This is a genomic window from Aureimonas sp. AU12, from assembly GCF_001463705.1.
Taxonomy (GTDB): domain Bacteria; phylum Pseudomonadota; class Alphaproteobacteria; order Rhizobiales; family Rhizobiaceae; genus Aureimonas.
Genome location: NZ_BBWH01000024.1, coordinates 74,441 through 98,873 on the forward strand (window position 1 = coordinate 74,441; position 24,433 = coordinate 98,873).

Below are 24,433 nucleotides of genomic sequence, written 5' to 3' on the forward strand. Positions count from 1 at the left end.
TCCTTCAGCCGGCGCGGGCGAACGAGGGGCCGTCGGATCGCTGCGCAGGGTCTTCCAGCCGGTCGGCGATGATCCGCGCGGCGCAGTCGGCGACGCTCAGCGGCTTGTCGAAGAGGTAGCCTTGCCCGAAGCGGCAACCGGCCTCTCGCACGAAGTCGAGATGCGCCGCCGTCTCGATGCCTTCGGCCACGATGTCGAGATGGAGCCGCGCGGCGAGTGCGCAGATCGTAGCGATGATGGCGCCGCTGCTCTCGTCGTTGGCGGCGCTGCGAACGAAGGACTGGTCGATCTTGATCTTGTCGAAGGTGAACCGGCGCAGGTAGCTCAGCGACGAGTAGCCGGTGCCGAAATCGTCGAGCGAGATCCGCACGCCGAGATCGCGCAGCGCCTGGAGCACCCGCAGCGTCTGTTCGTCGTTCTCGATCAGGACGCTCTCGGTGATCTCGATCTCCAGCATGCGCGGGCGGATGCCGAAGCGGTTGAGGTTCTCCGCCACGAACATCGGGAAGCACTCGTCGGTGAGCTGGCGGGCCGAGACGTTGACGGCGACGCTCAGATGCGAGGGCCAGCCTGCGGCCTGCCGGCAGGCTTCCGTCAGGACCCAGCGGCCAAGCATTTCGATCTGCTGGCTTTCCTCGGCGACGGGGATGAATTCGGCGGGCGACACGAAGCCGAGTTCGGGGTGGCGCCAGCGCAGCAGCGCCTCGAAGCCGCCGAGCCGGTCCGTCGAAAGGTCGATGATGGGCTGGAAGGCCAGCGCCAGTTCGCCGGCGGCGACGGCGAGGGCGAGATCGTCCTGCAGCCGCTGGCGGCGTAGCAGCTTCTGTTTCATCGTCGGGTCGAAGACTCGGTAGCAGGCCCGGCCGGCGGCTTTCGAGCCGTAGAGGGCGATGTCGGCATCCTTCAGCAGCGAGGCGGAATCGGGCGCGTCCTCGCGGGTCTTGAAGCCGACGCCGATGCTGACGCTCGCCGTCAGGTCGCGGTCCTGCAGGGCGATGGGCGTCGCCATGCTGGCGCCGATCTTCTCGCAGGCATGGACGGCGCGCTCGCGCGCCGACGGGCCGCAGAAGAACAGGGCGAACTCGTCGCCGCCGAGGCGCGCCACGAGTTCGGCCTCGTCGGCGACGGCGGCGAGTCGCTTCGAGAGCTCGACGAGAAACAGGTCGCCGGCATCGTGGCCCAGACTGTCGTTCAGGAGCTTGAAGTGATCGACGTCGAGCAGCGCCACCGCCTGCTCGACGTCGTCGTCGGCGCGCGCCAGCGCCGCGTTGAAGGCGAACCGGTTCCCGAGCCCGGTCAGGGTGTCGGTGTTCGCCACCCGGACGAGATGGCGGTTCTGGCGGAAAACGAAGGTCAGGAGCAGCGCCCCGAAGGCGACGAGCGTCATCGTCACGAGGCAGGAGGCGATGAAGATCTGTTCGAGTTGCTTCTGGTTCTTCGCCACGACGTCGCCAGTCGCGACGTTGGAGAGCGAGGCGAGCTGGACCAGCTTGTTGTCGAAGGGCTTGAGGATGGCGAGGGCGCTCTGGGCCGCTTCCTGGCGTGGCAGTTGGTCTATCAGAGGCTGCAGGCCGTCGACGATGTCGTTGAAGCGCCCGAAGGCCGCCGTCTGGGTCGGGTACGCCGTCAGCATGCTCATGGCATCGCCAGAGCGCAGAATGGCGGTTCGATTGCGCAGGATGGCGTAGCGAAGCCGCGCGGCATCCGCGCCGTTGCCGTGCCTCACGGCATCCAGCTCGGCCTCGAGACGCAGCAGTTCGACGGTGGCCTGGTTGAGGTCGAAGGTGCCGTTGTAGCGCGAGGCATCTGCGATCTGGAACTGGTAGCCCCAGGCGAGCACCGTCGACGCCACCGTCAGCAGCGCAAGACCGATGGTCACGATCGTCAGGCCCAGCCTGACGCGGTGGCCATGGGTGCGCCCGCGCGCGGAGGTCGTCGCGCGGCTCATTGAACTTCGATGTCGCAGATTTGCCAGACCGAGCGGCTGTAAAAGACCTGATGTTGCAGGGCCTTTTGGCTATCGAACGGGAAGAGGAGGAAAACCGGCCCCTTGTCGCTGATCGCCATCGGCTCGCTGTTCTGGCGGGTGGCGAGGAGCGCGCCGTTCTCGACGAGCAAGGCGATCTCGATCTCTGCGAGGTAGTCGTTCAGCGCCGTGACGACGAGACGATCGCCGGTCGCACCCATCGCGGAGAGGAAGTCGCGCACGAGAACGCCGGAGAACTCGACGGGGACGGGGTGCCACGGCGTCGTGGTCGTGAATTTCGAGGGAGGCAGGGCCTCGAGGCTCGCCATGTCCAGCGTTCGGCTGCCGTCGGCGATCCGGCCGTGGACGCGCAGGAACGAGCCCGGGCCGGCCGCCCCGGCGTTCCGCACCGGCAAGGCGAGACAGGTCATCGCCATAAGGAAAGATCGTCTGGAACAGGATTGCGTCACTCGCACAACAACTACGCTCGCCGGATAACTAGAATTCGCCTTCAGATAGATATCGAGGGTCCGTTAAGTATCGGTGCACGTGTAATGGTGATCGCATGTCTCTTGTTGCTAAGTTGTGCTTCCTTTTACTGGTGCAGCTTGGGCGAGCGAGGCCTTCACCAAACCTTCAGCACCGATCCGTCATTGTATCCGCGCGTCTGCGCCCGAGCGTGGGCGCGCCAGACGGCCGCCGGAGGATCCCGGACGGGGCCGAGCGATCCGGGAGGCGGCATTGAACGAGGTTGGACACCCGGCGCGGGCCGTTGCGGACCTGTCGGCAGAGATGGGGGAGGCGGCGCGTGCGCTGCTGGCCGCGCTCCTCCTCACCTGTCTCCTCGTCACCTTCCAGCCGTTCCAGACGACCTTCGCGGGCGCTGTCAATTCCGGCAATGCGGTGAACCAGATCGGCTACGGCCTTCTGGGCGTGGGCGCCATCGCGGCGATGCTGACGGTGACGCCGAGGCCGGCGCTGCGCGCGCTCCTGCGTCCGACCTGGATCCTGATGGGGGTGGTCCTGCTGCAGTCGGCGCTGCATTCGCCCTGGCCGGACGCCTCGTTGCGCGCCGTGCTCTTCGCGCTGGCGGCGATGATGGCGACCGCAGCCGTTCTCTGCCTGCCCGCGAACCTCAGGGGCTTCCGCTTCGCGCTCGCCTTCGCGGCGCTCACCGTGCTCGCCCTCTGTTATGTCGGCGTTGCGGTGTTGCCGGCGGCCATCCACGACGGCAGCGGACCCGAGCCCCAGCATGCGGGCCTCTGGCGCGGCCTCTATCCGCACAAGAACATGGCCGGTCCCGTCATGGCCGTCCTGTTCTTCGCGGGGCTCTACCTCTGGCGCTGCCGGTGGCGCTTCGTCGGCCTTTCCATCGCGCTTCCGGCGGCGATCTTCGTGGTCCACACCGGCTCCAAGACGAGCGGGGCGCTCCTGCCGCTGGTGGCGCTGCTCGTGGCCATGGGCCGCAGGATCGGCGGCCGGCGCCTGCCGGTGATCGTTCTCTCGGTGACCCTCGTATGCCTCGCGGCATTGACCCTCGGCGCCGCGCTGTCGCCCTCGCTTTATGCGCTGTTGCAGTGGATCCTGCCGGGCACGACCTTCACGGGTCGTCTCGACCTCTGGCGCTTCGCGCTCGACACCTCCGCCGATCACCGCTGGACCGGGCTCGGCTTCGAATCCTTCTGGACGACGCCGGTGGTGATGTCGGCGGAACTCCCGATCGAACTGACCTGGGACCCGCGCGGCATCGTCAACGCCCATAACGGCTATCTCGATCTGGCGATCGCATTGGGCTGGCCGGGGCTCGCCGTCGCGGTGGCGATGATCGTGATCCTGCCCTTCGCCGACTTCCTGCGCATCGGCCAGGGCGGCGAGGACGTTCGGCTCGCCGACTTCTTCCTGATGGTTCTGGCCTTCGCGCTCCTCAATGCCATGTTGGAAAGCTTCCTCTTCGCGCGCGGCAATCCGGTCTGGATCACGGCGTGGATGGCCATCGTCGGGCTTCGGCTACTGGCCGTTCGCTCGCGTGATCTCAATCGATTATAAGTCTGGTTCCACACGTCCGAAGGCCATTTGAACAACCGGGCCGCCCCCCTCGACAGCCCTTGGATGCCGGTTGAAACCCGCATTCGAAAATCAAAAACTTAACGCGCGAAAGCTTCGCCGTGGCGCGAAAGCGACCGAAAAGCGGCAACAACTGGTCCGATAGGCAAACCATTTCAATGCCTTCATAGCGAGGCCCGTATCATGATCGCGTCGCCGGAATCGCAAATATGGTACGGTTAAGTATTGAAATTTACACGGTGCAACGTACAGTGGTTGCATAACTTGCAATGGAGTTTTGGCTTGAAAGCGCAGCGTGATCCGATCGATGTGCACGTCGGCGGTCGACTTCGTCTGATCCGTACGGCGCGCCGCCTGTCGCTCGAGGAGTTGGGGCGCCGGATCGGCGTGACCTACCAGCAGATCCAGAAATACGAGACGGGTGCCAACCGCATCAGCGCCTCGACGCTCTATCGGATCGCGCAGATCTTCGACACGAGCCCGACCTTCTTCTTCGAGGGGCTCGATCACAGCGACACCGAGGTCGCCGAGCCAGTGGCCAGCCGCGAGACGCTGCAGTCCTCGATGGCGATCGGTCGGATCCAGGACGTCGAGGTGCGCCATCGCCTGCGCATGCTGATCGACGCGCTCGACCCGACCGCGACGCGCTGATCGCCAGACGTCGCCTCCGGCGCCGATCCTCGCCTCCCCAGTCTAAACGCCCGCAAGGCTCGCGCCTCGCGGGCGTTCCGCGTTCCCCCTCTCAGGCCAGCGCGCGTTCGACCAGCGCCACCCAGTAGGAGGAGCCATAGGGGATGGCCTCGTCGGCGAAGTCGTAGCGGGCGTGGTGCAGGCCGGCGCTGTCGCCGTTGCCGATGAAGATGAAGGCGCCGGGCTTGCGCTCCAGCATGAACGAGAAGTCCTCGCCCCCCATCAGCGGCGCCACCGCCCGGTCCACCTTCGCCTCGCCCACTACGCTCGCCGCGATGCCGGCGCAGAAGGCGGCGCGGCCGGGATCGTTCATCGTCACCGGGTAGTTGCGCAGGTACGAAACCTCGGCCTGGCACCCGTGCGCGCTCGCGATGCCGGCGGCGATCTCGCCGATCCGATGCTCGGCCATCACCCGCGTCTCCTCGCGCAGCGAGCGCACCGTGCCAGAGACCATGGCGTCGTCGGGAATGACGTTGCGGGCAAAACCGGCGTGGAACTGCGTCACCGAAACCACCAGCGAATCCAGCGGGTCGACGTTGCGCGCGGCGATCTGCTGCAGCGCCTGCACGAGGGCGGCGCCCGTCAGGATCGGATCGCGCGACTGCTGGGGGATCGCGGCATGGCCGCCATGGCCGAGGAGGCGCACCGAGAACTCGTCGGTCGCCGCCATCATTGCCGTGTCGCGGATTGCGAACGTGCCGATCTCCATGCCGGGAATGTTGTGCATGCCGTAGACCTCCGCGATCGCGAAGCGCTCGAACAGCCCGTCCTCGATCATCGCCCGTGCCCCGGCACCGCCTTCCTCGGCCGGCTGGAAGATGAAGGCGACGCTGCCCTCGAAGGTCCGCGAGGCGCAGAGGCTCCGCGCAGCGCCGAGCAGCATCGCCATGTGCCCATCATGGCCGCAGGCATGCATCGCGCCGGGCAGCGTCGAAGCGTAGGGCGCGCCGGTTTCCTCGTTGATCGGCAACGCGTCCATGTCGGCGCGAAGGCCGATCATCCGCCCGCCGGGCCCGCCGCGCCCGTGGACGACGCCCACCACGCCGGTGCGCCCGATGCCGGTCGCCACCTCGTCGCATCCGAAGGTGTGCAGCTTTTCGGCAACGTAGGCGGCGGTGCGATGAACCTCGTAGAGAATCTCGGGCACGGCGTGCAGTTCGCGGCGCCACCCGGCGATCTCGGAGGCGTCTTCGGCGATGCGGTTGTTGACGGGCATGGGAACTTCCGGGCGATGCCTTGAAATGGTGATAAACGGACGCTTCTTAGCCGGTGCGTCCGGGGCCTGCCGTTTACGACGGGTCCTGTCGATCCTGCCATGTTATGTCGTGCGGTGCGAAGGGCGTCGAGCCGCCGCATCCCCGATGGAGACCCGAGACGACGATGCGTGTCGAATTTTTCATCCGCAAGCTGCCGGCCGCGCTGCTTCTCGCAGCCTCCCTGTCGGCCGCCGCCGGTCCGGCCCTGGCCGCCAACACGATCGCCGTCGATGTCGAGACCGGCAAGGTCCTGTCCGAAAAGAACGCGACGCAGCGCTGGTATCCGGCCTCCACGACCAAACTGATGACCGCCTATCTCGTCCTCAAGGCGCTGGAGGCCAAGACCGTCTCGCTCGACACGCCCGTCGTGATGACCCGCACGGCGGCCGCGCAGGCGCCCTCGAAGATGGGCTTTCCCGCCGGCTCGGTGATGCGCCTCGACATGGCGCTGCGCATGATGCTGGTCAAATCCGCCAATGACGTCGCCTTCGCGATCGGCCAGTCGCTGGGCAATGGCAAGATTGAGGTCTTCGTCGCCGAGATGAACCAGGCGGCGGCCGCGCTGCAGATGCACGACACGCATTTCGTCAATCCCAACGGCCTGCCGGGCGAGGGACAGTATTCGAGCGCCAAGGATCTCGCCATTCTCGGCGCGGCGATCCGGCGCGAGTTTCCCGCCTTCACCGATTATTTCTCCACCGAGGCGATCGTGGCGGGCGCCGCGACGATGAAGAACGGCAACGGCCTGCTCGGCCGCTACACCGGCGCCGACGGCATGAAGACCGGCTATATCTGCGCCTCCGGCTTCAATCTCGTGGCCTCCGCCACGCGCAACGGTCGGACGATCGTCGCCGTGGTGCTCGGCGCCGAAGGGCCGATCGTGCGCGAGCGGCTGGCCGCCGAGGTGATCGAGAACGGCTTCAACACCAATCCCCGTTCGATCCGCGAGGTGGTCACCGACCTGCCGACGTCGAGCGGCCCGCCGGCCGACGTCTCGGCCGAGATCTGCTCGCCGGCCGGTCGCACCGCGCGGGCCAACGAGCGCGAGGTCGAGGACACGCGCCCCGAGACCTTCGGCTCGCCCTACATGACAGAACTCGACCGCCCGCCTGCAGCGGTGCCCGTGGTGCTCGGCGGGGCGGCCGGGGCCGGGGCCATCGAAGCCGGCGTCTCGATGATCGCGGCCTACGGCATTCCGGTTCCGACCTGGCGCCCGGCGCAGGCCGGCGAGCCCGGCGGTCCGCCGGCTCCGGTGGAACCCTCCGTCGAGGCCTCCGCCACCGGCGACGTGCCGGCCGAGCCCGCAGCCCCTGCCGTGCCTGCGGTTCGCGCGCCGTGAGCGCGGCTTACCGGCCGGCGGCGCCGATCCCCGTCACCGTCCTGACCGGCTTCCTCGGCAGCGGCAAGACGACGCTCCTCAACCGCCTGCTCGCCGACCCCTTGGTTCGCGACGTCGCGGTGATCGTCAACGAGTTCGGCGAAGTCGGCATCGACCATCTTCTCGTCGAGACGGCGGGGGAGGGGCTGATCGAGCTCTCCGACGGCTGCGTCTGCTGCACGGTGCGCGGCGAACTCGTCGACACGCTCGCCGATCTCGTGGACCGGGTGCAGACCGGACGCCTCAAGGCGCTCGCGCGTGTGGTGATCGAGACCACGGGGCTCGCCGATCCCACCCCGATCCTCGCCTCGCTTATGGCCCATCCCGTGCTCGTGCAGCATTTCTCGCTCGACGGCGTCGTCGTGCTCGTCGATGCGATGACGGGCGCCGAAACCTTGCGGGACCGGCGCGAGGCGCAGCGGCAGGTGGCCTGCGCCGATCGCATCGTGATGACGAAGAGCGATCTCCTGGCCCCCACTCCGCCGCTCCTCGCCGAGATCCGCCGCCTCAATCCGCGCGCGCCGATCATCGAGGTCACGAACGCCGATTCCGCCGCGCTCTTCGGATGCGGGCTCATCGACGCCGAGACGCGGCGCGCCGATCTTGCTCGCTGGCTCGGGCCGGTCGAGGCGGAGGGGCATGGTCACGGCCACCGCGGGCACGACCACCACCACCATCATCACGGCGAGGCCCATGCGCACGGCGCGGTGCGCTCGTTCTCGCTGCGCCACGAGGCGCCGATCGCGCTTGCCGATGTCGAAGGCTTTCTCGATCTCCTGCGCATGCGCGAGGGCGAGCGCCTCCTGCGGATGAAGGCGGTGGTGCGCACGCGCGAGGACGAGGACCGCCCGCTCGTGCTGCATGGTGTTCGCACCTACCTGCATCCGCCCGTGCGGCTGTCCGCCTGGCCGGTCGGCGAGCCGCGCGGTTCGCGCCTCGTCCTCATCGGCGAGGGGCTGGACGAGACGCTGGTGCGCGATCTCTTCGCTGCCTTTGCCGGCGCGCCGCGCCTTGATGCGCCCGATCGGGCCGCGCTCGTCGACAACCCGCTGGCGCTCCACTCGCGCGGGTTCTGAACCGACGCCTCAGCCGGCGGTCGCGCCGCCCCGGCGGATGGTGAAGTGGACCGCCTGAACGGCCATACCCTCGCGCGCCAGGATCTCGTGCCCCTCGACGGCACAGAGATGGGCGATGTCGAGAGGCGCCAGCGGATCGTCGGCGATCACCGTCAACACGGTGCCGGGCGCGCCGGCCGCCAGCGCCTTGGCTGTGCGGATCGCGGGAAGCGGGCATTTGAGGCCGCGAAGATCGAGCACGCCTTGCGTTCCGTCGAGCGCGTCTTTCGCAGACACGTGATCGATCCTATCTTCGCCTGGCTTTACTTCGCCCATCCCTCGTCCTCCGTTTCGCAAGCGACCCCATGAGCGATTATTCGATCGACCCGCAGACCATCGTCGACTTCTGGCGCGACCTCGGCCCCGACGGCTGGTTCACGAAGGACGAGGCGCTGGACGCGGCGATCGCCCAGCGCTTCGGCGACCTCTACGAACTGGCCGCGCAGGGCGAACTCTACGGCTGGGCCGCCGATCCCAACGGGGCTCTGGCTCTCGTGCTGCTGCTCGACCAGTTTCCGCGCAACATGTTCCGCGACAGCCCCCGCGCCTTCGCCACCGACGACAAGGCGCTGGCGATCGCCAAGGCCGCGCTCGAGCGCGGCGACCATTACCATGTCGGCGAGGACGTGAACCAGTTTCTCGCCATGCCGCTGATGCATTCGGAAGACCCCGCCGACCAGGAGGCCTGCGTGCGCTGGATGGAGGAGATCGGCGAGGAGAACGTCTCCTTCGCGGTCGAGCATCGCGATATCGTCGCCAGGTTCGGTCGCTTTCCCCATCGCAACGACATTCTCGGTCGCACCACGACGCCGGACGAGCGCGCCTTTCTGGATGCCGGGGGTTTTAAGGGCTGAACGCAGACTCCTTTAACGTCGATCCTCTAACGTTTGTCGTGGTGAGGCGCCCCATCCGGGATGCCGGAGACAGACGGGAACTACGACGTGCGCCTGGCCCGAACGGATGAACTCGACCTCAACCCCGAGTCCGCTGTCCTGCCTTCGGCCGCGTCGCCCTCGCTGGCGGCCGGTGCCGCCGATGTCGTGTCCCTGCCAACCTACACCCGGCGCACCGCGATCTACGATGCGCATGCCGCCTTCGACCTCGTCGACGAGCTTGAACACCTGACGCATCGCTCGGTCGAGCCGAACGTCTTCTTCTCGCCGCGCTTCCTCGTGCCCGCCATGCCGCGCCTCGACGATCGGGCGGTGCGCCTGATGGTGGCGCGCGACGAGGACGGAGCGCGCTCGCGCCTGCGCTTCCTCATGCCCTTCTCGGTCGAGCGCACCTCCCGCCTCGGCGGCCGCAAGGCGGTTCGCGCCTGGACCCATCCGTTCGGCCGGCTGGGAACGCTGCCGCTCGACCGCGACGATCCCGCCGGCACGGCGGCGAGCCTGTTCGAGGCGCTGCGCGCGCCCGGCGAGGATCTGCCCGACATTCTCGTGCTGCCCGATCTCACGCTCGACGGCGCGATGGCCCGCGTGATGACGCGAGCGGCACAGGCCCGCGCGCTGCCCGTCCTCGTGACCGACGAGAGCGACCGCGCCGTGCTCGATGCGACCGGCGATCCCCTCGACTTCCTCGTGCGCACGCTCGGCGCCAAGGGCTACCGCGACCATCGCCGACGGCTGCGGCGCCTCGGCACGGCGGGCGACGTCACCTTCACCGTGGCGCAGGACCCGGCCGAGACGCGAGACGCGCTCGAGGATTTTCTGCTGCTCGAAGCCTCCGGGTGGAAGGGGCGGGCACGCTCCGCTCTGCTTGCCGATCGTCACCGCGTCGCCTTCGCCCGCGAGGCGGTGGACGGGCTGGCACGTCAGGACCGGGTTCGCATCTACACGCTACGCGTCGAGGGGCGGGCGGTGGCGAGCCTCGTGGTTCTCGTTTGCGAGGGCGAGGCCACGGCGTGGAAGACCGCCTATGACGAAACCCATCGCCGGGCTGGACCGGGCAGCCTCGTGGCTGCGCTGGCGAGCGAGGCGATGGTCGCCGATCCCGCGATCCGGCGTCTCGACAGCTGCGCGATGCCCGACCATCGGATCGCCAACCGCCTCTGGAAGGGCCGCGTGCGCGTCGGCACGCTGGTGATCGGCCTGACGCCGGACACGGAGCACCGGGTGCGCCAGATCGCGGGCGATCTCGCGCAGTCGCGCCGGCGCCTTCAGCGTCGCCGCCTCTGGCGCGCGCGGGTCGCCAGGCTGCTGCGTCGCACCTGACCGGCCGCGGTCAGCCGCCGCTCTCGATCCGCAGCATCGCCGCGCGGATGTCACCCTCGCACACCTCCATCGCCGCGATGGCGTCGCCCTCGCCGCAGCCCGTCACGTCGGCGATCATCCGCGCGGCGCGGCGGCGAAGCTTTCGGTTGGTCGGGTGCATGTCGATCATCCGCCCGCGAAACACCTTGCCGAGACCCACCATGACGGCGGTCGAGAGAAGATTGAGCGCGATCTTCTGCGCGGTTCCCGCCGCCATGCGGGTCGAGCCGGCCAGCACTTCCGAACCGGTGCGCAGGAGAATGGCGTGGTCGCCGGCCCGCAGCAGCGGCGTGTCCGGATTGTTGGCGAGCGTGATCACCAGCGCCCCGGCGGCACGGCTGGCCGCGGCGATCTCGCAGGTGAACGGCGTTCGACCGCTGGCGGCGAGCGCGATGACCACGTCGCAACGCCCGATCCCGGCCTCGCGAACGGTGGTGACCGCTGCTGTCCGGTCGTCCTCGGCCCCTTCTCGGGCGCGCGACAGGCTGGCCGTGCCGCCTGCCAGAAGAAACTCCGTCCGCTCCGTCGGCCAGCCGAAGGTCGGTCCAAGTTCCACGCCGTCGAGCATGGCCAGACGCCCCGATGTGCCCGCACCCGCATAGACGAGGCGGGACTGCGGCGAGGCGGCGATCCGTCCTGTTACGGCAATGGCGGCGGCTTCGATCGACGGCAGCGCCGTCTCGACAGCGAGGTTCGCTCGCGCTTGGCCCTCAAGGAGGGTCGCCAGAAGCTCGGCCGGCGAACGCATTTCCAGATCGCGGAACCGAGGATCGGCGCGTTCGGTCTCGTCGAGATCGCTCAAGGCGCCCGTCTCCTCGCATTCGGGATGTGCTGACGACGGGCGGTCGCCCGAGCCGTCAGACACGTCCGGTCCTATTCGAACAAACCATGCGCCTGTCGCCGGGTTCCCGGCCAAGCCTTGCTGAAGATTCTCCGGGGGGCGGCACTTAACCAAAAAAGCCCCGCTCGACCTTGAGGGTCGAACGGGGCTCGATGTCGGCGAAGCCGAGTTTACTCGGGGGTCTGGCCGGGAACGATGCCGCCCGACGGGGTCGAGTCGCTGGCGGTGTCGGCGCCGGTCGTGCCCGTCGTGTTCGGCTGAGCCGAGGGCCCACCGGAGGTTTCCGGCTTCACGATCGGCGCGGCGCCGGTCGGCTTGGCCTGGCTGCCGCCGGGCAGGGCGGCATCGGTGTTGTTCATCGACGAGGATCCCGACATGACCGACTCGTCGTTGGAGGGCGCGGTCGTCGTGGTCGTGGTCTGCGCATAGGCGGAGCCGGCGAACAGGACGATGGCGGCGGCGGTGAGAATGCGTTTCATCGAATGTCTCCTCAGGGGGAGCGGGCGCTGGCGCCGCGAATACTCCCGTCGCCTTATCAAGTTCGGCCGGAACGATGCGTTCCATTACTCTTTGGACAGGAAGGATAGGCTGCCAACGGTCGTTCAGGCCCGCTCGATGTCGCCTGGGACCGGGCGACCGCCGTCTTCCGGGTCGGGTTCGATCGGCGGCACGTCGCCGTCGGGCTCGCGGATGTCGTCGGGACCGCCGGGCTCGTAGCCGGGCAGGTCGGGGTTGGAGTCGGGCGGCGGGATCGGCGGTCCCTTGGCGGGGTCGATGATGTTGGGCTCGATGTGCGACATGAGCGTCTCCTTTCGAAGGGCATTAGAAGGACAACGCAGGTCGGCGCCGGACGTTTCCTTCGGCTCCACCCGTTGGGTCACGTAAGACGATGCTGTAGAGCCGGGGCATGCCTGCGACCCGCCCCCGAACCACCGCCGCCGCTCCCTCCGTGGCCATCGAGCCCGGCTTCGTACCGCGGCCGCATCAGCTCACGGCGCGCGACGCGATCCTGGCGGCCCGCGCGGCAGGGCGCTCTGGCTTCCTGCTCGGCGATCTCACCGGTCTCGGCAAGACGCTTTCGGCCTGGGCGGCCGTCGCCCTGATGCCCGAGCGCGAGGTTCTGGTGATCTGCCCGAAGGGCGCCATCCCGCAATGGCGGCGCACGATCGCGCTGTCGCCGCCGAGCGGCCAGCGCGTCACCATCCTCAATTTCGAGCGCACCAAGTCGCTGATGGCGCCGCCCCCGGCGAGCAAGCGGCGCTCGACGCGCGCGAAGAACAACGAGCTGGCGCGGCAGGGGAGCCCCAAACGGCCTTGGCCGCTCGTGGTGATCGACGAGAGCCACCGCATCCGCAACCCCGCCTCGCAGCAGGGGCTCGTCTGCCGGCAACTGGCGAAGACGGCAGCTTTCACGCTCTTCCTCTCGGCCACCGCCGGGCAGACCCCGTTCGAGCTCTCCTATCTCGGCCGCCTGCTCGCCGAGGGCGCGGGCGAGGGGGCGGGCGACGATCTCGGCTCGTTCCGGCTGCTCTTGAAGCGCCTCGGCATCGGCGGCGCCAAGGGGCGCTGGCCGAACTGGCGCTGGGAGCCGAACGAGCGCGACCGGGCGGCGATGTCGGCGCTGCTCTATCGTGGCCCACAGGCGATCGGCCTTCGCCGTCGGCCCGAGGAGATCGCCGGCTGGCCGGAGGTGCAGCGCGAGCTCGCCCCCGTCGCGCTCGCCCCGGAGGACCGCCGCCTCTACGACGCGACCTGGCGCGAGTTCCGCCGCGAGTTCGGACTGGCGGGAGGCTCGACGCGCAAGCCCGCCGGCTGGGCGGCGGACCTGCGCTTTCGCCAGAAGGCCAGCCTTGTGCGGGTGCGCGGCACCGCGGACTTCGCCGAAGATCTTTTGCGCAACGGCGGACAGGTGGCGGTCTCCGTCGCCTTTCTGGAAACCTCGGCGATGCTGGCCGAGACCTTGTCCGGGCGTGGCTGGCGGGTCGGCGAGATCAACGGCGAGCGCACGGGCGAGGTGAACGAGGCGACCCGCGTCGCCTTCCAGACCGGCGCGCTCGATGCCGCGGTCTTCACCGTCACCGAATCGATCTCGCTGCATCGCGGCGAGCTGCCGGGCGGGGAGCGCGAGCGCTCGCTCATCGTTCACGACATGCGCCACAGCGCCATCCAGCTCGGGCAGATCGAGGGCCGCTGCCACCGCGACGGCCAGCGCGCCGTGATCTACTACGCCTATGCCGAAGGCACGGTGGAGGAGCGCATCGCGGGCCTTGCGGTCTCGCGCATGGCGGCGATGGACGGCATGGCCGGCGACGACACGGCGCTCCTCGACGCCATCGCCGAGGCGATGGGCGCGGCGCAAGGCAACCCGGACTCCTGACGGCAGGAACCCTTCTCGAAGGGTCGTGGACGGGATCTCGGCGGACCATCGTCGTTAACGCCCCCCTTACGACTTGCCGCGATAGTGCGGCGGCAAGTTCAGGAAGGAGTCATCATGTCGGACACGGTTGGCATCGCGGGCGGTCGCATCCGCTCGTTCGTGGAGCGCATCGAGCAGGTCGAGCTCGAGATCCAGGAGCTGTCGGAAGGCAAGAAGGAAATCTTCGCCGAGGCCAAGGGCGAGGGCTTCGACGTCAAGATCATTCGCGAGATCATCAAGTTGCGCAAGCAGGACCAGGACGAGCGCGACGAGCACGACACGCTCCTCGACGTCTACATGCGCGCGATGGACGAAGCCCCGGACGAGACGGTCGCCAAGGCCGCCTGAGGCGGGACGTTCGAAGACGCGGAGCGGCGCTTCAGCCGCCCCGCCGGAGCAGACGATCGCCGGCCGCAGGCGAGCGATCTCGCCCGCCATCTCGACCGATCCGGCGCCTGCCGCAGACCGCGCGCGCTGCGGTGCAGCATAGTCCTTGCCCGCGGCTTCTTCCGACCGGCGTTCAAAATGCCTATATGGAAGGACATGAGCGACTCAAGCGGTCGGGACGGTGGGCGTTTGCCCGGCGGATCGCCGCACTCCACCCAAGGCAAAGGCGCAGCGACCATGGCATCCAAGCTCGATCAACTCCGCGACATGACCACGGTCGTCGCCGACACCGGCGACATCGAGGCGGTGCGTGACCTGAAGCCGGTGGATTGCACCACCAATCCGACGATTGTTCTCAAGGCTCTCGGCACGCCGTCCTTCGCCGATGCGATCGACGAGGCCCTGAGCTGGGGTGCCGAACAGGGCGGCACCGGCGAGAAGGTGGTTAACGCCGTCGCCGATCGCCTCGCCGTGTCCGTCGGCACCGCGCTCGCCGGCCTCGTTCCCGGCCGCGTGTCGACCGAGGTCGACGCCGACCTGTCGTTCGACGTCGAGGCCTCGGTGAACCGGGGTCGCCGCATCATCGCAGACTACGAGGAGCGTGGCGTCGGCCGCGAGCGCATCCTCATCAAGCTCGCCTCGACCTGGGAGGGCATCCGTGCCGCCGAGATCCTCCAGAAGGAGGGGATCGACTGCAACCTGACGCTCATCTTCAACAAGACGCAGGCGATCGCCTGCGCCGATGCCGGCGCCTTCCTCATCTCGCCCTTCGTCGGCCGCATCATGGACTGGTACGCCAAGTCCACCGGCAAGACCTACACCGCCGAGACCGATCCGGGCGTCCTCTCGGTGCGCTCGATCTACGACTACTACAAGTCGAACGGCATCAAGACCGTGGTCATGGGCGCCTCGTTCCGCAATGTCGGCGAGATCGAAGCGCTCGCGGGCTGCGACCGTCTGACGATCAGCCCGGCGCTCTTGAAGGAACTGTCGGAGGCCGAGGGCACGCTGGAGCGCAAGCTCTCGCCCGAGACGGCGCAGAAGGTCGAGCCGATCAAGCTCGACGAGAAGAGCTTCCGCTGGGCGATGAACCAGGACGCGATGGCCACCGAGAAGCTCTCGGAGGGCATCCGCTCCTTCGCCAAGGATCTCGAGGAACTGCGCACGATCGTGCGTGGACGCCTCGAAAGCGCCCGCACCGCGCAGGCCGCTCAGTAACCCGAGCCATCCATCTTCGGCGCCGCGACCATGACGGCGCCCTTCCAACGAGAGCCCCGGCCTGCAGGTCGGGGCTTTTGCTTGCCGAGCCCGGCGTTCCCGTGATGGATCCACCTTCGCCCCCGGTGCATTTCGTGATAGCGCGGATGGGTCGCGGGCCACGGGCGGGGGCATCCGGGCGCGGGAAGGGGAGACGGGATTGAGCGACAGGCCGGCGTCGATCCAGAAGGGGCGGGCGTCCCGCAGCCTTGCCGCGGATTCCGACGACCCCATTCCACTGCGCTTCGGCGACGATCCGCGCGTCTGGGCCTGCTGGCTCTACTACGAGGACCGGCTGACGCAGGGCGAGATCGCCGAGGCAATGGGCGTCTCGCGCGCCACCGTCAACGCCTATCTCGCCGATGCCCGCGAACTCGGCATCGTCAATATCGCGCTCGATCCCGCCCGCCTCGCCTCGCTGGCGGTGGCGCAGGCGCTCAAGGCCCATTTCGGCCTGCACGACTGCCTCGTCGTGCCGGTGGGCGATCCCGCCGGCCCCTCGATCGAACGCCTCGGCTCGGCCGGCGCGCTGGCCATGCGCAAGTTCGTGCGCTCCGGCCATACGGTGGCGGTCGCCTGGGGGCGCACGGTGCTGGCCGTCGCGAAGGCCGCCGCCTCGCCCGGCCTGCAGGACGTGACGGTGGTGCAGGCGACCGGCGGCATGGCGGCGGATTCGCCCTGGACCCCGGAACTCTGCGCCGCGACGCTGGCGGAGGCGCTCAACGGGCGCTGCGTGCCGCTGACCGCGCCCGGCGTCGTGTCCTCGCTGGCGATGCGCGACATGCTCCTCGCCGAGCCCTTGCTGCGCACCCAGTTCGCCGCGCTCGGACGGGCCGAACGCGCGCTCTTCGGCATCGCGTCGCTGCGCCCGAACTCGACGATCCACACGAGCGGTTTCTTCGATTCGGTGCCGCTGCAGGACTATCTCGCCCGCGGCGCCGTCGGCGTCGTTGCCGGCCGGTTCCTCGACGCGCACGGCGCGCCGGTGGCGGGGCCGCTCGACGAGCGCACGGTCGGCATCGAACTCGCCGACCTCAAGCGGATCGAGCGGCGCATCGCGGTGGCCGGCGGCTACGACAAGGTGCCGGCGATCCTGGCCGCGTTGCGCGGCGGCTATGTCGACGTGCTCGTCACCGACGCGGCCACCGGCAAGGGCATTCTCGATGCCGACGGCGCGCCGCCGCTCGCCACGCCCCGCCGGCCCGTGCGCATATCCACGCCCTCCGCCGGTTCGCATGCCGAGCCGGGACGCCGCTTCGTCAAGAAATTCCTCAACGATCCCGACGACGTGGTGGAGGAGATGCTCGACGGCGCCCATCGCGCCCATCGCGACCATCTCGAACCCGTCGCGGGCACGCGGCGCGGCTTTCGCGCCCGCTCCGGGCCGCGGCCGGGCAAGGTCGGGCTCGTCACCGGCGGCGGGGCGGGGCACGAGCCCTGCTTTCTCGGCTATCTCGGGCGCGGCATGGCCGATGCCGTGGCGGTCGGCAACATCTTCTCCTCGCCCCCGCCCGATCCGATCCTGCGCTGCGCGCGCGCTGCCTCCGGCGGGGCCGGCGTCCTGTTCGTCTACGGCAATTATGCCGGCGACACGATGAACTTCGAGATGGCGGCCGAACTGGTGGGCGAGGAGGGCATTCCCGTGCGCACCGTCGTCACCACCGACGATGTCGCCTCCTCGGCGCTGGAGGACCGGGACGGGCGGCGCGGCGTCGCCGGCAACGTCTTCGTCTTCAAGATCGCGGGCGCGGCCTGCGACCGCGACTGGCCGCTGGAGCGCTGCGAGGCCGTGACCCGCCGCGCCAATGCCCGCACCTACACGATGGGCGTCGCGCTCGAGCCCTGCTCGATGCCGCAGAGCCGACGCACCAACTTTTCGCTCGGTCCCGACGACATGGAGGTCGGCGTCGGCATCCACGGCGAGCCCGGCATCCTGCGCGAGCCCGTGCGCCCGGCCGACGAGATCGTCGACACCGTGATGGACCGCATCTTCGCCGAGATGCCGGCCGCGCGGGGAGACCGGGTGGCGGTGCTCGTCAATTCCTTCGGCTCGACGCCGCTGATGGAGCTCTACCTTCTCTATCGCCGCGTCGAGCAGCGGCTGGAGGCCAAGGGCGTCGCAGTCGCGCGCAGCCTCGTCGGCCATTACTGCACCTCGCTCGACATGGCGGGCGCCTCGATCACCATCCTGCATCTCGACCCCGAACTCGCCGACCTTCTGGAGCATCCATGCGATACGTCGTTTCTGCGCATCGGCTGATGACCGCGCGGCCCCGCGCGGCGTCCGGCGGGCAAGGGCGGGCGCGATGACGACGCCGGCTTCCACGACCCAGGGAGCATCGGACGGGCATCCCGGCGAGGCGCTGGTGCGCATGTTCGCGCTGGCCTCCGCCGCCATCGAGGCCGAGCGCGATGCGCTCTGCGATCTCGACGGGGCCATCGGCGACGCCGATCACGGCACGACGATGGCGCTGGGCCTGCGCGCGGTGGTAACGGCGCTGGGGCCGCCCGGCCGCGACGCGATCGCCCCGTCCGAGGTGTTCCGCACGGCGGCCGCCGCCTTTCTCGACGCGGTCGGCGCCTCCACCGGACCGCTCTATGCCACCGGCTTCCGGCGCGCCGCGCAGCGCCTGGACGGCGCGGACGCCTTCGGGCTCGCCGAGCAGGCCCAGATGCTCGCCGCCATCGCGGCCGGCATCGCCGAGCGTGGCAAGGGCGGGCGCGGCGACAAGACGATGCTCGACGCCTGGCTGCCGGCCCGTGATGCCGCCGAGGTGGCGTTAGTGCGTGGCGACGCGCCCGTCGCCTTCTGGAATGGCGTGGTGGCGGCCGGCGGGGAGGGCGCCGAGGCGACGCGCTCGATGGTGGCGTCGCGCGGGCGCGCCGCCCGTCTCGGCGAGCGCTCGCTCGGCCATCTCGACCCCGGCGCCGTCTCGGCCGTGCTCATCCTCAAAGCGATGGCGGCGGTGTTCGGCCCCGCCGGCTGAGCTGGCGCTCCCGCCGCTCCTCACCCTTTCGATCCGAAACCCGCCCAGCCGCCGGGACGCTTCCCACTGGCGGCCGCTGCCGTGCGTGCAATGCACCATGGACGATGGCATTCTTGAGTTGACACATGTCGACGCTCCGTTGAATTATGTCAGGACCGGAGGTGACCGTGGGAGGTCGGAGTGTCCGGCGGATCTTTGACCGATAGTCGGAGGCCGGGTTCGGACGGGAGGTCTCCAGCGTGCAGCCATTGTTGAAGGTCGAGGGGCTCAAGAAGTCCTTTGGCGGCGTCGCGGCGCTCCGCGATGGTCGCTTCGAACTGGCGCCGGGCTCCGTCCATGCGCTGTGCGGCGGCAACGGCGCGGGCAAGTCCACCTTCCTCTCCATCGTCATGGGCATCCAGAAGCGCGACGCCGGCGCGATCTGGCGGCGCGGTGTGGAGGTCGAGTTCTCCTCGCCGGCCGAGGCGCTGGCGTCGGGCATCGCCATCATCGAGCAGGAGCTGAGCCCGGTTCCGCACATGAGCGTCGCCGAGAACATCTTCCTCGGCCGCGAGCCGACGCGCCGCTTCGGCGGCATCGACTTCCGGGCCATGAACCGCGAGGCGCAGCGCCTTCTCGACGAGCTGGAATTCGACATCCGGGCCGAGCGCACGATGGCGACGCTCTCGGTGGCGCAGATGCAGCTCGTCGAGATCGCCAAGGCGCTGAGCCACGATGCCGAAGTCATCTTCATGGACGAGCCGACCTCGGCCATCGGCGAGCGCGAGGCGCAGCAGCTCTTCGCCGCCATCGCCCGGCTGAAGGCGCAGGGGCGCGGCATCGTCTACGTCTCACACCGCCTGTCCGAAATCTTCCAGATCGCCGACAGCTATACCGTGTTCCGCGACGGCGCCTACGTGGCGAGCGGCGCGATGACGGAGACCGACCGGCCCGGCCTCATCCGCATGATCGTCGGGCGCGAGCTCGGCGACGAATACATCAAGACGAACGCGCCGAGCGAGACGATCGGCCTCGCCGTCGAGAACCTCGCCAGCCCCGGCAAGATCGAGGACATCTCCTTCACCGTGCGCAAGGGAGAGATCTTCGGCATCTACGGGCTGATGGGATCGGGCCGCACCGAGATCTTCGATGCCCTGTTCGGCCTCGACCGCCATTCGGTCGGGCGCATCCTCGTCGACGGCAAAGCGGTGGCGATCTCCAGGCCCGCCGACGCGATGGCGGAGGGGCTCGCCTTCGTCACCGAGGACCGCAAACAGACGGGACTGAATCTTGCCGACAGCGTGCGCGGCAATATCGGCCTCGCCAGCCTGCCGGAAATGAGCCCTGCCTTCGTCATGCGCCGCGCAGAGGAGGCCGAGGCCAGCACACGGATGATCGAGCGCTTCGCCATCAAGGCGGCGCGCGACACGATGCCGGTCTCTGGCCTTTCGGGCGGCAACCAGCAGAAGGTGGTGCTCGGCAAGTGGTTCCTGCGCCGGCCGCGGGTGCTGCTTCTCGACGAGCCGACGCGCGGCGTCGATGTCGGCGCCAAGCGCGAGATCTACCGCATCATCTGCGACTTCGCCGCCGAGGGCGGCACGGTGGTGATGATCTCCTCGGAGATCGACGAGGTGCTCGGCATGTCCGACCGCATCATGGTGATGCGCAACGGGCGTTCGGCCGGCATCGAGGCGAGGGCGCAGGCCAGCGCCCAGTCGCTCGTCCACCTCTCGACCTGACACAAGCGGGCCGCGCGCCACGCGCCCGACGCAACTTGCCCGAAGGAACCTCACGCGTGTCCGACGTCCAGACTGCCACTGCCGGGAAGGGATGGTTCGGCTCCGACCGCCGTCGCCTGCTCATCCAGGAATACGGCATCTTCCTCGCCTTCCTCCTTCTCGTCGTCATCCTCTCGGTGTCGAACGAATACTTCCTGACCGCGGGCAACATCTCGAACGTCCTGCTTCAGACGTCGATCAACGGCATCCTCGCCATCGGCATGACCTTCGTCATCCTGACGCGCGGCATCGACCTGTCGGTGGGCTCGGTGGTGGCGCTCGCCGGCATGGTCAGCGCGAGCTTCGCCACGACCTCGGCGGCGGGCGTCGCGGGCGGCCCCTATCCCGTGGCGCTGGCGCTGGCGGTCGGCATCCTCGTCGGCGTCGCATCCGGCGCGCTCATCGGCCTCATCGTCTCGCGCTTCGCGGTGCCCGCCTTCGTGGCGACGCTCGGCATGCTCTCGGCGGCGCGCGGCATGACGCTGATCTACGGCGGCGGACGCCCGGTGCCCGGCCTCGTGCCCGACTTCCGCTGGATCGGCACCGGCAACATCCTCGGCGTGCCGATGCCCGTGGTGATCCTCGCCGTGGTCTTCGCCCTGTCCTGGTGGATCCTCGCGCGTACCCGCTTCGGCCGCTACATCTACGCCGTCGGCGGCAATCCGCATGCGGCCAAGACGTCCGGCATCGACGTCTCGCGCATCCGCTTCCTCGTCTACGTCATCTCCGGCGCGCTGTCGGGCCTCGCCGGCATGATCCTTTCGGCGCGCACCGGCTCGGCCCTGCCGCAGGCGGGCATCGCCTACGAGCTCGACGCGATCGCCGCCGTGGTGATCGGCGGCACCAGCCTGTCGGGCGGCGTCGGGCGCGTCACGGGAACGCTGATCGGCGCGCTGATCATCGGCGTCATGAACAACGGCCTCGATCTCATGGGCATCCAGTCCTACTACCAGCAGATCCTCAAGGGGGCGCTGATCGTGGGGGCCGTGATGCTCGACCAGAAGCGCAATCAGGGGGCCTGAGAAGGCCCCGGCACGATCCGACCGGTGCTGGGAGCGCCGGTTCGAGACCCGCAGGCGGGCGTCAGGACGACGCCGCCGCGATCCTTGAGGGAGGAAGACCGATGAAGAAGATGATGCTGGCGCTGGCCATGGCGAGCGCGCTCTACGCCCCGTCCGCGATGGCGCAGGAGAAGCTGAAGATCGGCGCGACCGTCTACGGTCTGAACGCCGAGTTCATGCAGATCTGGACCGCCGCGCTGCAGCAGCACCCGGCCGTGAAGAGCGGCGAAGTCGAGGTCACCGTCTTCGACGGTCGCTACGACGCACTGGTCCAGCAGGAGCAGTTCAACACGATGATCACGCAGAAGTACGACGCGATCATCTTCGTGCCGATGGACGTCGAGGCCGGCGCTGCGCCGGTGCAGGCCGCCGTCGATGCCGGCATCCCGGTGGTCGGCTCGAACGCCCGCGTCAATTCCGACGTCCTCACCGCCTATGTCGGCTCCAACGACGTCGAGGCCGGCGAGCTCGAGGGCAAGGCCGTGCTCGACAAGATGGGCTGCAAGGGCAATCTCGTGATCATCGAGGGCCCGATCGGCCAGTCCGGCCAGATCCAGCGCCTTGAGGGCAACGAAAAGGCGCTCGCCGCCTGCCCCGACGTGAAAGTGCTGGAGAAGCAGACCGGCAACTGGTCGCGCGCCGAGGCGCAGACCCTGATGGAAAACTGGCTGACCTCGCATCCCGGCCAGATCAACGGCGTCATCGGCCAGAACGACGAGATGGCGCTCGGCGCGATCGAGGCGATCAAGGCCGCCGGCCTCGACGTCAAGAGCTTCGCCATCGCCGGCATCGACGGCGTCACCGACGCGATCAACTCGGTGAAGGCCGGCGAGATGGCCTCGATCCTGCAGGATGCGAACGCGCAGGCGCAGGGCTCGCTCGACATCGCCATCAAGGCCGTCAAGCCCGACTACCAGCCGCAGTCGCCGATCTGGAAGCAGTATCCGTCGATGGAATGGGCCGACGGCAAGGCCAAGAACTACCTCGTGCCCTGGACGCCGGTCACCACGGCGAACGCGGACCAGCTGCTCGAGAGCCGCAAGTAACCTCCCTTGAGGGCAGGGGGCGGCGCTTTGCGTGCCGCCTCCGCCGAATCGCTTCGCCCGGCGCTGTCGCCGGGCGAAGCGGCCGATCCTTCCCTTTCGCGCGTATCCGACGGAGCCCGCCCGATGACCGACGCCGCCCCCCCGATCGACCTCGACTTCTCGCTCGCCGGAAAGGTCGCCCTCGTCACCGGAGGCGGTTCGGGCATCGGCCGCGCCGTGGCCGAAGCCTTTGCGAAGAAGGGCGCCCGCGTCGGCCTTCTCGACATGAACATGAATGCTGCGAACGAGGCCGCGGCGGCGCTGCCGAAGGCCGCGGCCTTTCGCTGCGACGTCTCCGACCCCGTGTCCGTCGAGGCGGCCTTCGCGGCGGTCGCGCAAGCCTTCGGCAGCCCCGACATCGTCGTCAGCAGCGCCGGCATCGTGGCGCTGGCCCCGGCCGAGGCGCTGACGCTCGACCAGTGGGACCGCACGATCGCGATCAACCTGAAGGGCACCTTCCTCGTCTCGCAGGCTGCCGGGCGCGCGATGATCGCGGCCGGGCGCGGCGGGCGCATCGTCAACCTCGCCTCGCAGGCCGGCACGGTCGCGATCGAGGAGCACGTCGCCTATTGCGCCTCGAAATTCGGCGTCATCGGCCTGTCGAAGACGCTTGCCGCCGAGTGGGGCCGGCACGGCATCACCGTCAACACGATCTCGCCGACGATCGTCCTCACCGAACTCGGCAAGTCGGCCTGGGCCGGCGAGAAGGGCGAGGCGGCCAAGAAGCGGATCCCGACCGGGCGCTTCGCCTTCCCCAACGAGATCGCCGCCGCCGCCGTCTTCCTCGCCTCCGATGCCGCCGCGATGATTAACGGCGCCGACCTTCTGGTCGATGGCGGCTACACCATTCTCTGACGCTCGCAAGTGTCACCCTGACCTGCTCGAACCAACGGATCGTCCCGACATGCAGCGCTTCATCAACAATCCCGACGAGGTCGTCGACGACACCGTGAAAGGCTTCGTGAAGGCCCATCGTGACCTCGTGCGCCTGTCCGAGACGAACCGGCGCGTCGTTATCTCAACCGCCGCGCCGGTTGCCGGCAAGGTCGGCGTCGTCACCGGCGGCGGCTCGGGCCACGAGCCCGCCTTTATCGGCTATACCGGCCGCAACATGCTGGACGCGGTGGCGGTCGGCGAGCTCTTCTCCTCGCCCACCGCCAAGAGCTTCCACGAGGCGTTCAAGGCCGCCGATGCCGGCAAGGGCGTCGTCTGCCTCTACGGCAACTATGCCGGCGACAACATGAACGTGAAGATGGCCGCCAAGCTCGCGGCCAAGGACGGGATCGAGATCGCGACCGTGGTCGCCAACGACGACGTCTGCTCGGCTGGGCCGGACGAGCGCGCCAAACGCCGGGGCGTGGCGGGCGAGATCTTCCTCTGGAAGATCGGCGGTGCCAAGGCCGCCGAGGGCGCCTCGCTCGAAGAGGTGCGCGCCACCGCGCAGCGCGCGATCGATGCCTGCCGCTCGGTCGGCATCGGCCTCGGCCCCTGCACCCTGCCGGCGGTCGGCCATCCCAACTTCCAGATCGAGCCCGGCACGATGGAGGTCGGCATCGGCCATCACGGCGAGCCCGGCATCCGCATCGAGCCGCTGAAGACCGCCGCAGAGGTCGCGCGCGACATGGCCGCGATCGTCCTTGACGACCATGCACTGGCGGCGGGCACCGAGGTCGCCGTCCTCGTCTCCGGGCTCGGCGCGACGCCGCTGAACGAACTCTACATGCTCTACGACACGATCGAGACCGAGATGGCCGCGCGCGGGCTGACCGTCCACAAGGCGCTCATCGGCAACTACTTCACCTCGCTGGAAATGGTCGGCGCGACGCTGACGGTGCTGGCGCTCGACCCCGAGCTGAAGCGGCTCCTCGATGCCGACGCCCGCTGCCCGGCCATGGCCTGACGGTTCTTCGCCCTTCTTCGA

General features: G+C 69.0%; 23 protein-coding genes. 16 read left to right on the forward strand and 7 right to left on the reverse strand.

Annotated elements, in window-relative coordinates:
- Positions 1-4 precede the first annotated feature (4 nt).
- Positions 5-1,948, reverse strand: coding sequence for a bifunctional diguanylate cyclase/phosphodiesterase (locus AUL33_RS09690; RefSeq protein ID WP_062207022.1), 1,944 nt, complete (start codon positions 1,946-1,948; stop codon positions 5-7).
- Entirely contained in the window at positions 1,945-2,403 is a 459-nt protein-coding gene (locus AUL33_RS09695; protein WP_062207024.1) for a hypothetical protein, read from the reverse strand. Before AUL33_RS09695 ends, AUL33_RS09690 begins: the two co-directional genes overlap by 4 nt.
- A 304-nt stretch (positions 2,404-2,707) precedes the next feature.
- Between AUL33_RS09695 and AUL33_RS09700 the strand changes: the two genes are divergently transcribed.
- Both AUL33_RS09700 and AUL33_RS09705 read left to right on the forward strand, forming a co-directional pair.
- Positions 2,708-4,012, forward strand: coding sequence for an O-antigen ligase (locus AUL33_RS09700; protein ID WP_156419346.1), 1,305 nt, complete (start codon positions 2,708-2,710; stop codon positions 4,010-4,012).
- Between the two features lie 300 nt (positions 4,013-4,312).
- Positions 4,313-4,681: a helix-turn-helix domain-containing protein gene (locus AUL33_RS09705; RefSeq protein WP_062207028.1), complete on the forward strand. Its 369-nt coding sequence runs from the start codon at positions 4,313-4,315 to the stop codon at positions 4,679-4,681.
- 91 nt (positions 4,682-4,772) lie between these two features.
- Here AUL33_RS09705 and AUL33_RS09710 read toward each other — a convergent pair whose 3' ends face one another.
- The gene (locus tag AUL33_RS09710) at positions 4,773-5,936 is read right to left on the reverse strand and encodes a M20 aminoacylase family protein (RefSeq protein ID WP_062207030.1); all 1,164 of its coding nucleotides are present in this window, start codon (positions 5,934-5,936) and stop codon (positions 4,773-4,775) included.
- 164 nt (positions 5,937-6,100) lie between these two features.
- On the opposite strand from AUL33_RS09710, the gene AUL33_RS09715 reads away from it, so the two are divergent.
- Complete coding sequence (locus tag AUL33_RS09715) at positions 6,101-7,315, forward strand: D-alanyl-D-alanine carboxypeptidase family protein (protein WP_082652492.1); 1,215 nt, start codon at positions 6,101-6,103, stop codon at positions 7,313-7,315.
- Complete coding sequence (locus AUL33_RS09720) at positions 7,312-8,430, forward strand: GTP-binding protein (protein ID WP_062207032.1); 1,119 nt, start codon at positions 7,312-7,314, stop codon at positions 8,428-8,430. Before AUL33_RS09715 ends, AUL33_RS09720 begins: the two co-directional genes overlap by 4 nt.
- A 9-nt stretch (positions 8,431-8,439) precedes the next feature.
- Here the strand turns inward: AUL33_RS09720 and AUL33_RS09725 are convergent, their stop codons facing one another.
- On the reverse strand, positions 8,440-8,706 hold the full coding sequence (locus AUL33_RS09725; RefSeq protein WP_244492093.1) for a sulfurtransferase TusA family protein: 267 nt from the start codon (positions 8,704-8,706) through the stop codon (positions 8,440-8,442).
- Positions 8,707-8,774: 68 nt separating this feature from the next.
- Here AUL33_RS09725 and AUL33_RS09730 point away from each other — a divergent pair, with 68 nt between their 5' ends.
- Both AUL33_RS09730 and AUL33_RS09735 read left to right on the forward strand, forming a co-directional pair.
- The gene (locus AUL33_RS09730) at positions 8,775-9,323 is read left to right on the forward strand and encodes a DUF924 family protein (protein ID WP_062207034.1); all 549 of its coding nucleotides are present in this window, start codon (positions 8,775-8,777) and stop codon (positions 9,321-9,323) included.
- An 87-nt stretch (positions 9,324-9,410) separates the two neighbouring features.
- Positions 9,411-10,682 (forward strand): GNAT family N-acetyltransferase, encoded by a 1,272-nt coding sequence (locus AUL33_RS09735; protein WP_192843169.1) that lies wholly within the window; start codon positions 9,411-9,413, stop codon positions 10,680-10,682.
- A 10-nt stretch (positions 10,683-10,692) separates the two neighbouring features.
- On the opposite strand, the gene AUL33_RS22780 is transcribed toward AUL33_RS09735, so the two are convergent.
- The 3 genes from AUL33_RS22780 to AUL33_RS09750 all read right to left on the reverse strand — a co-directional run bounded on the left by AUL33_RS22780 (position 10,693) and on the right by AUL33_RS09750 (position 12,362).
- Complete coding sequence (locus AUL33_RS22780) at positions 10,693-11,586, reverse strand: N-acetylmuramic acid 6-phosphate etherase (protein WP_244492095.1); 894 nt, start codon at positions 11,584-11,586, stop codon at positions 10,693-10,695.
- 146 nt (positions 11,587-11,732) lie between these two features.
- Complete coding sequence (locus AUL33_RS22785) at positions 11,733-12,041, reverse strand: hypothetical protein (protein WP_062207040.1); 309 nt, start codon at positions 12,039-12,041, stop codon at positions 11,733-11,735.
- 123 nt (positions 12,042-12,164) lie between these two features.
- On the reverse strand, positions 12,165-12,362 hold the full coding sequence (locus AUL33_RS09750) for a hypothetical protein (RefSeq protein WP_062207042.1): 198 nt from the start codon (positions 12,360-12,362) through the stop codon (positions 12,165-12,167).
- A 107-nt stretch (positions 12,363-12,469) separates the two neighbouring features.
- Between AUL33_RS09750 and AUL33_RS09755 the strand changes: the two genes are divergently transcribed.
- From AUL33_RS09755 to AUL33_RS09805, 10 genes are all read left to right on the forward strand, one after another.
- Positions 12,470-13,939: an SNF2-related protein gene (locus AUL33_RS09755; protein WP_062207045.1), complete on the forward strand. Its 1,470-nt coding sequence runs from the start codon at positions 12,470-12,472 to the stop codon at positions 13,937-13,939.
- A gap of 114 nt (positions 13,940-14,053) precedes the next feature.
- Positions 14,054-14,326, forward strand: a complete 273-nt coding sequence (locus tag AUL33_RS09760; protein WP_062207047.1) for a DUF2312 domain-containing protein — start codon at positions 14,054-14,056, stop codon at positions 14,324-14,326.
- Positions 14,327-14,602: 276 nt separating this feature from the next.
- Positions 14,603-15,583: a transaldolase gene (gene tal, locus AUL33_RS09765; RefSeq protein ID WP_062207049.1), complete on the forward strand. Its 981-nt coding sequence runs from the start codon at positions 14,603-14,605 to the stop codon at positions 15,581-15,583.
- A gap of 199 nt (positions 15,584-15,782) precedes the next feature.
- Complete coding sequence (locus AUL33_RS21600) at positions 15,783-17,882, forward strand: bifunctional sugar-binding transcriptional regulator/dihydroxyacetone kinase subunit DhaK (protein ID WP_082652480.1); 2,100 nt, start codon at positions 15,783-15,785, stop codon at positions 17,880-17,882.
- 46 nt (positions 17,883-17,928) lie between these two features.
- Positions 17,929-18,609, forward strand: coding sequence for a dihydroxyacetone kinase subunit DhaL (dhaL, locus tag AUL33_RS09780; RefSeq protein WP_062207051.1), 681 nt, complete (start codon positions 17,929-17,931; stop codon positions 18,607-18,609).
- Positions 18,610-18,848: 239 nt separating this feature from the next.
- The gene (locus AUL33_RS09785; protein WP_062207053.1) at positions 18,849-20,327 is read left to right on the forward strand and encodes a sugar ABC transporter ATP-binding protein; all 1,479 of its coding nucleotides are present in this window, start codon (positions 18,849-18,851) and stop codon (positions 20,325-20,327) included.
- A 56-nt stretch (positions 20,328-20,383) separates the two neighbouring features.
- The gene (locus AUL33_RS09790) at positions 20,384-21,388 is read left to right on the forward strand and encodes an ABC transporter permease (RefSeq protein WP_062207054.1); all 1,005 of its coding nucleotides are present in this window, start codon (positions 20,384-20,386) and stop codon (positions 21,386-21,388) included.
- Between the two features lie 101 nt (positions 21,389-21,489).
- Complete coding sequence (locus tag AUL33_RS09795; RefSeq protein WP_062207056.1) at positions 21,490-22,473, forward strand: substrate-binding domain-containing protein; 984 nt, start codon at positions 21,490-21,492, stop codon at positions 22,471-22,473.
- 123 nt (positions 22,474-22,596) lie between these two features.
- Positions 22,597-23,367, forward strand: a complete 771-nt coding sequence (locus AUL33_RS09800; RefSeq protein ID WP_062207240.1) for a GolD/DthD family dehydrogenase — start codon at positions 22,597-22,599, stop codon at positions 23,365-23,367.
- Between the two features lie 49 nt (positions 23,368-23,416).
- Positions 23,417-24,412 carry a dihydroxyacetone kinase subunit DhaK gene (locus tag AUL33_RS09805; protein ID WP_062207058.1) on the forward strand — a complete coding sequence of 332 codons (996 nt, stop codon included), beginning with the start codon at positions 23,417-23,419 and terminating at the stop codon, positions 24,410-24,412.
- Positions 24,413-24,433 lie beyond the last annotated feature (21 nt).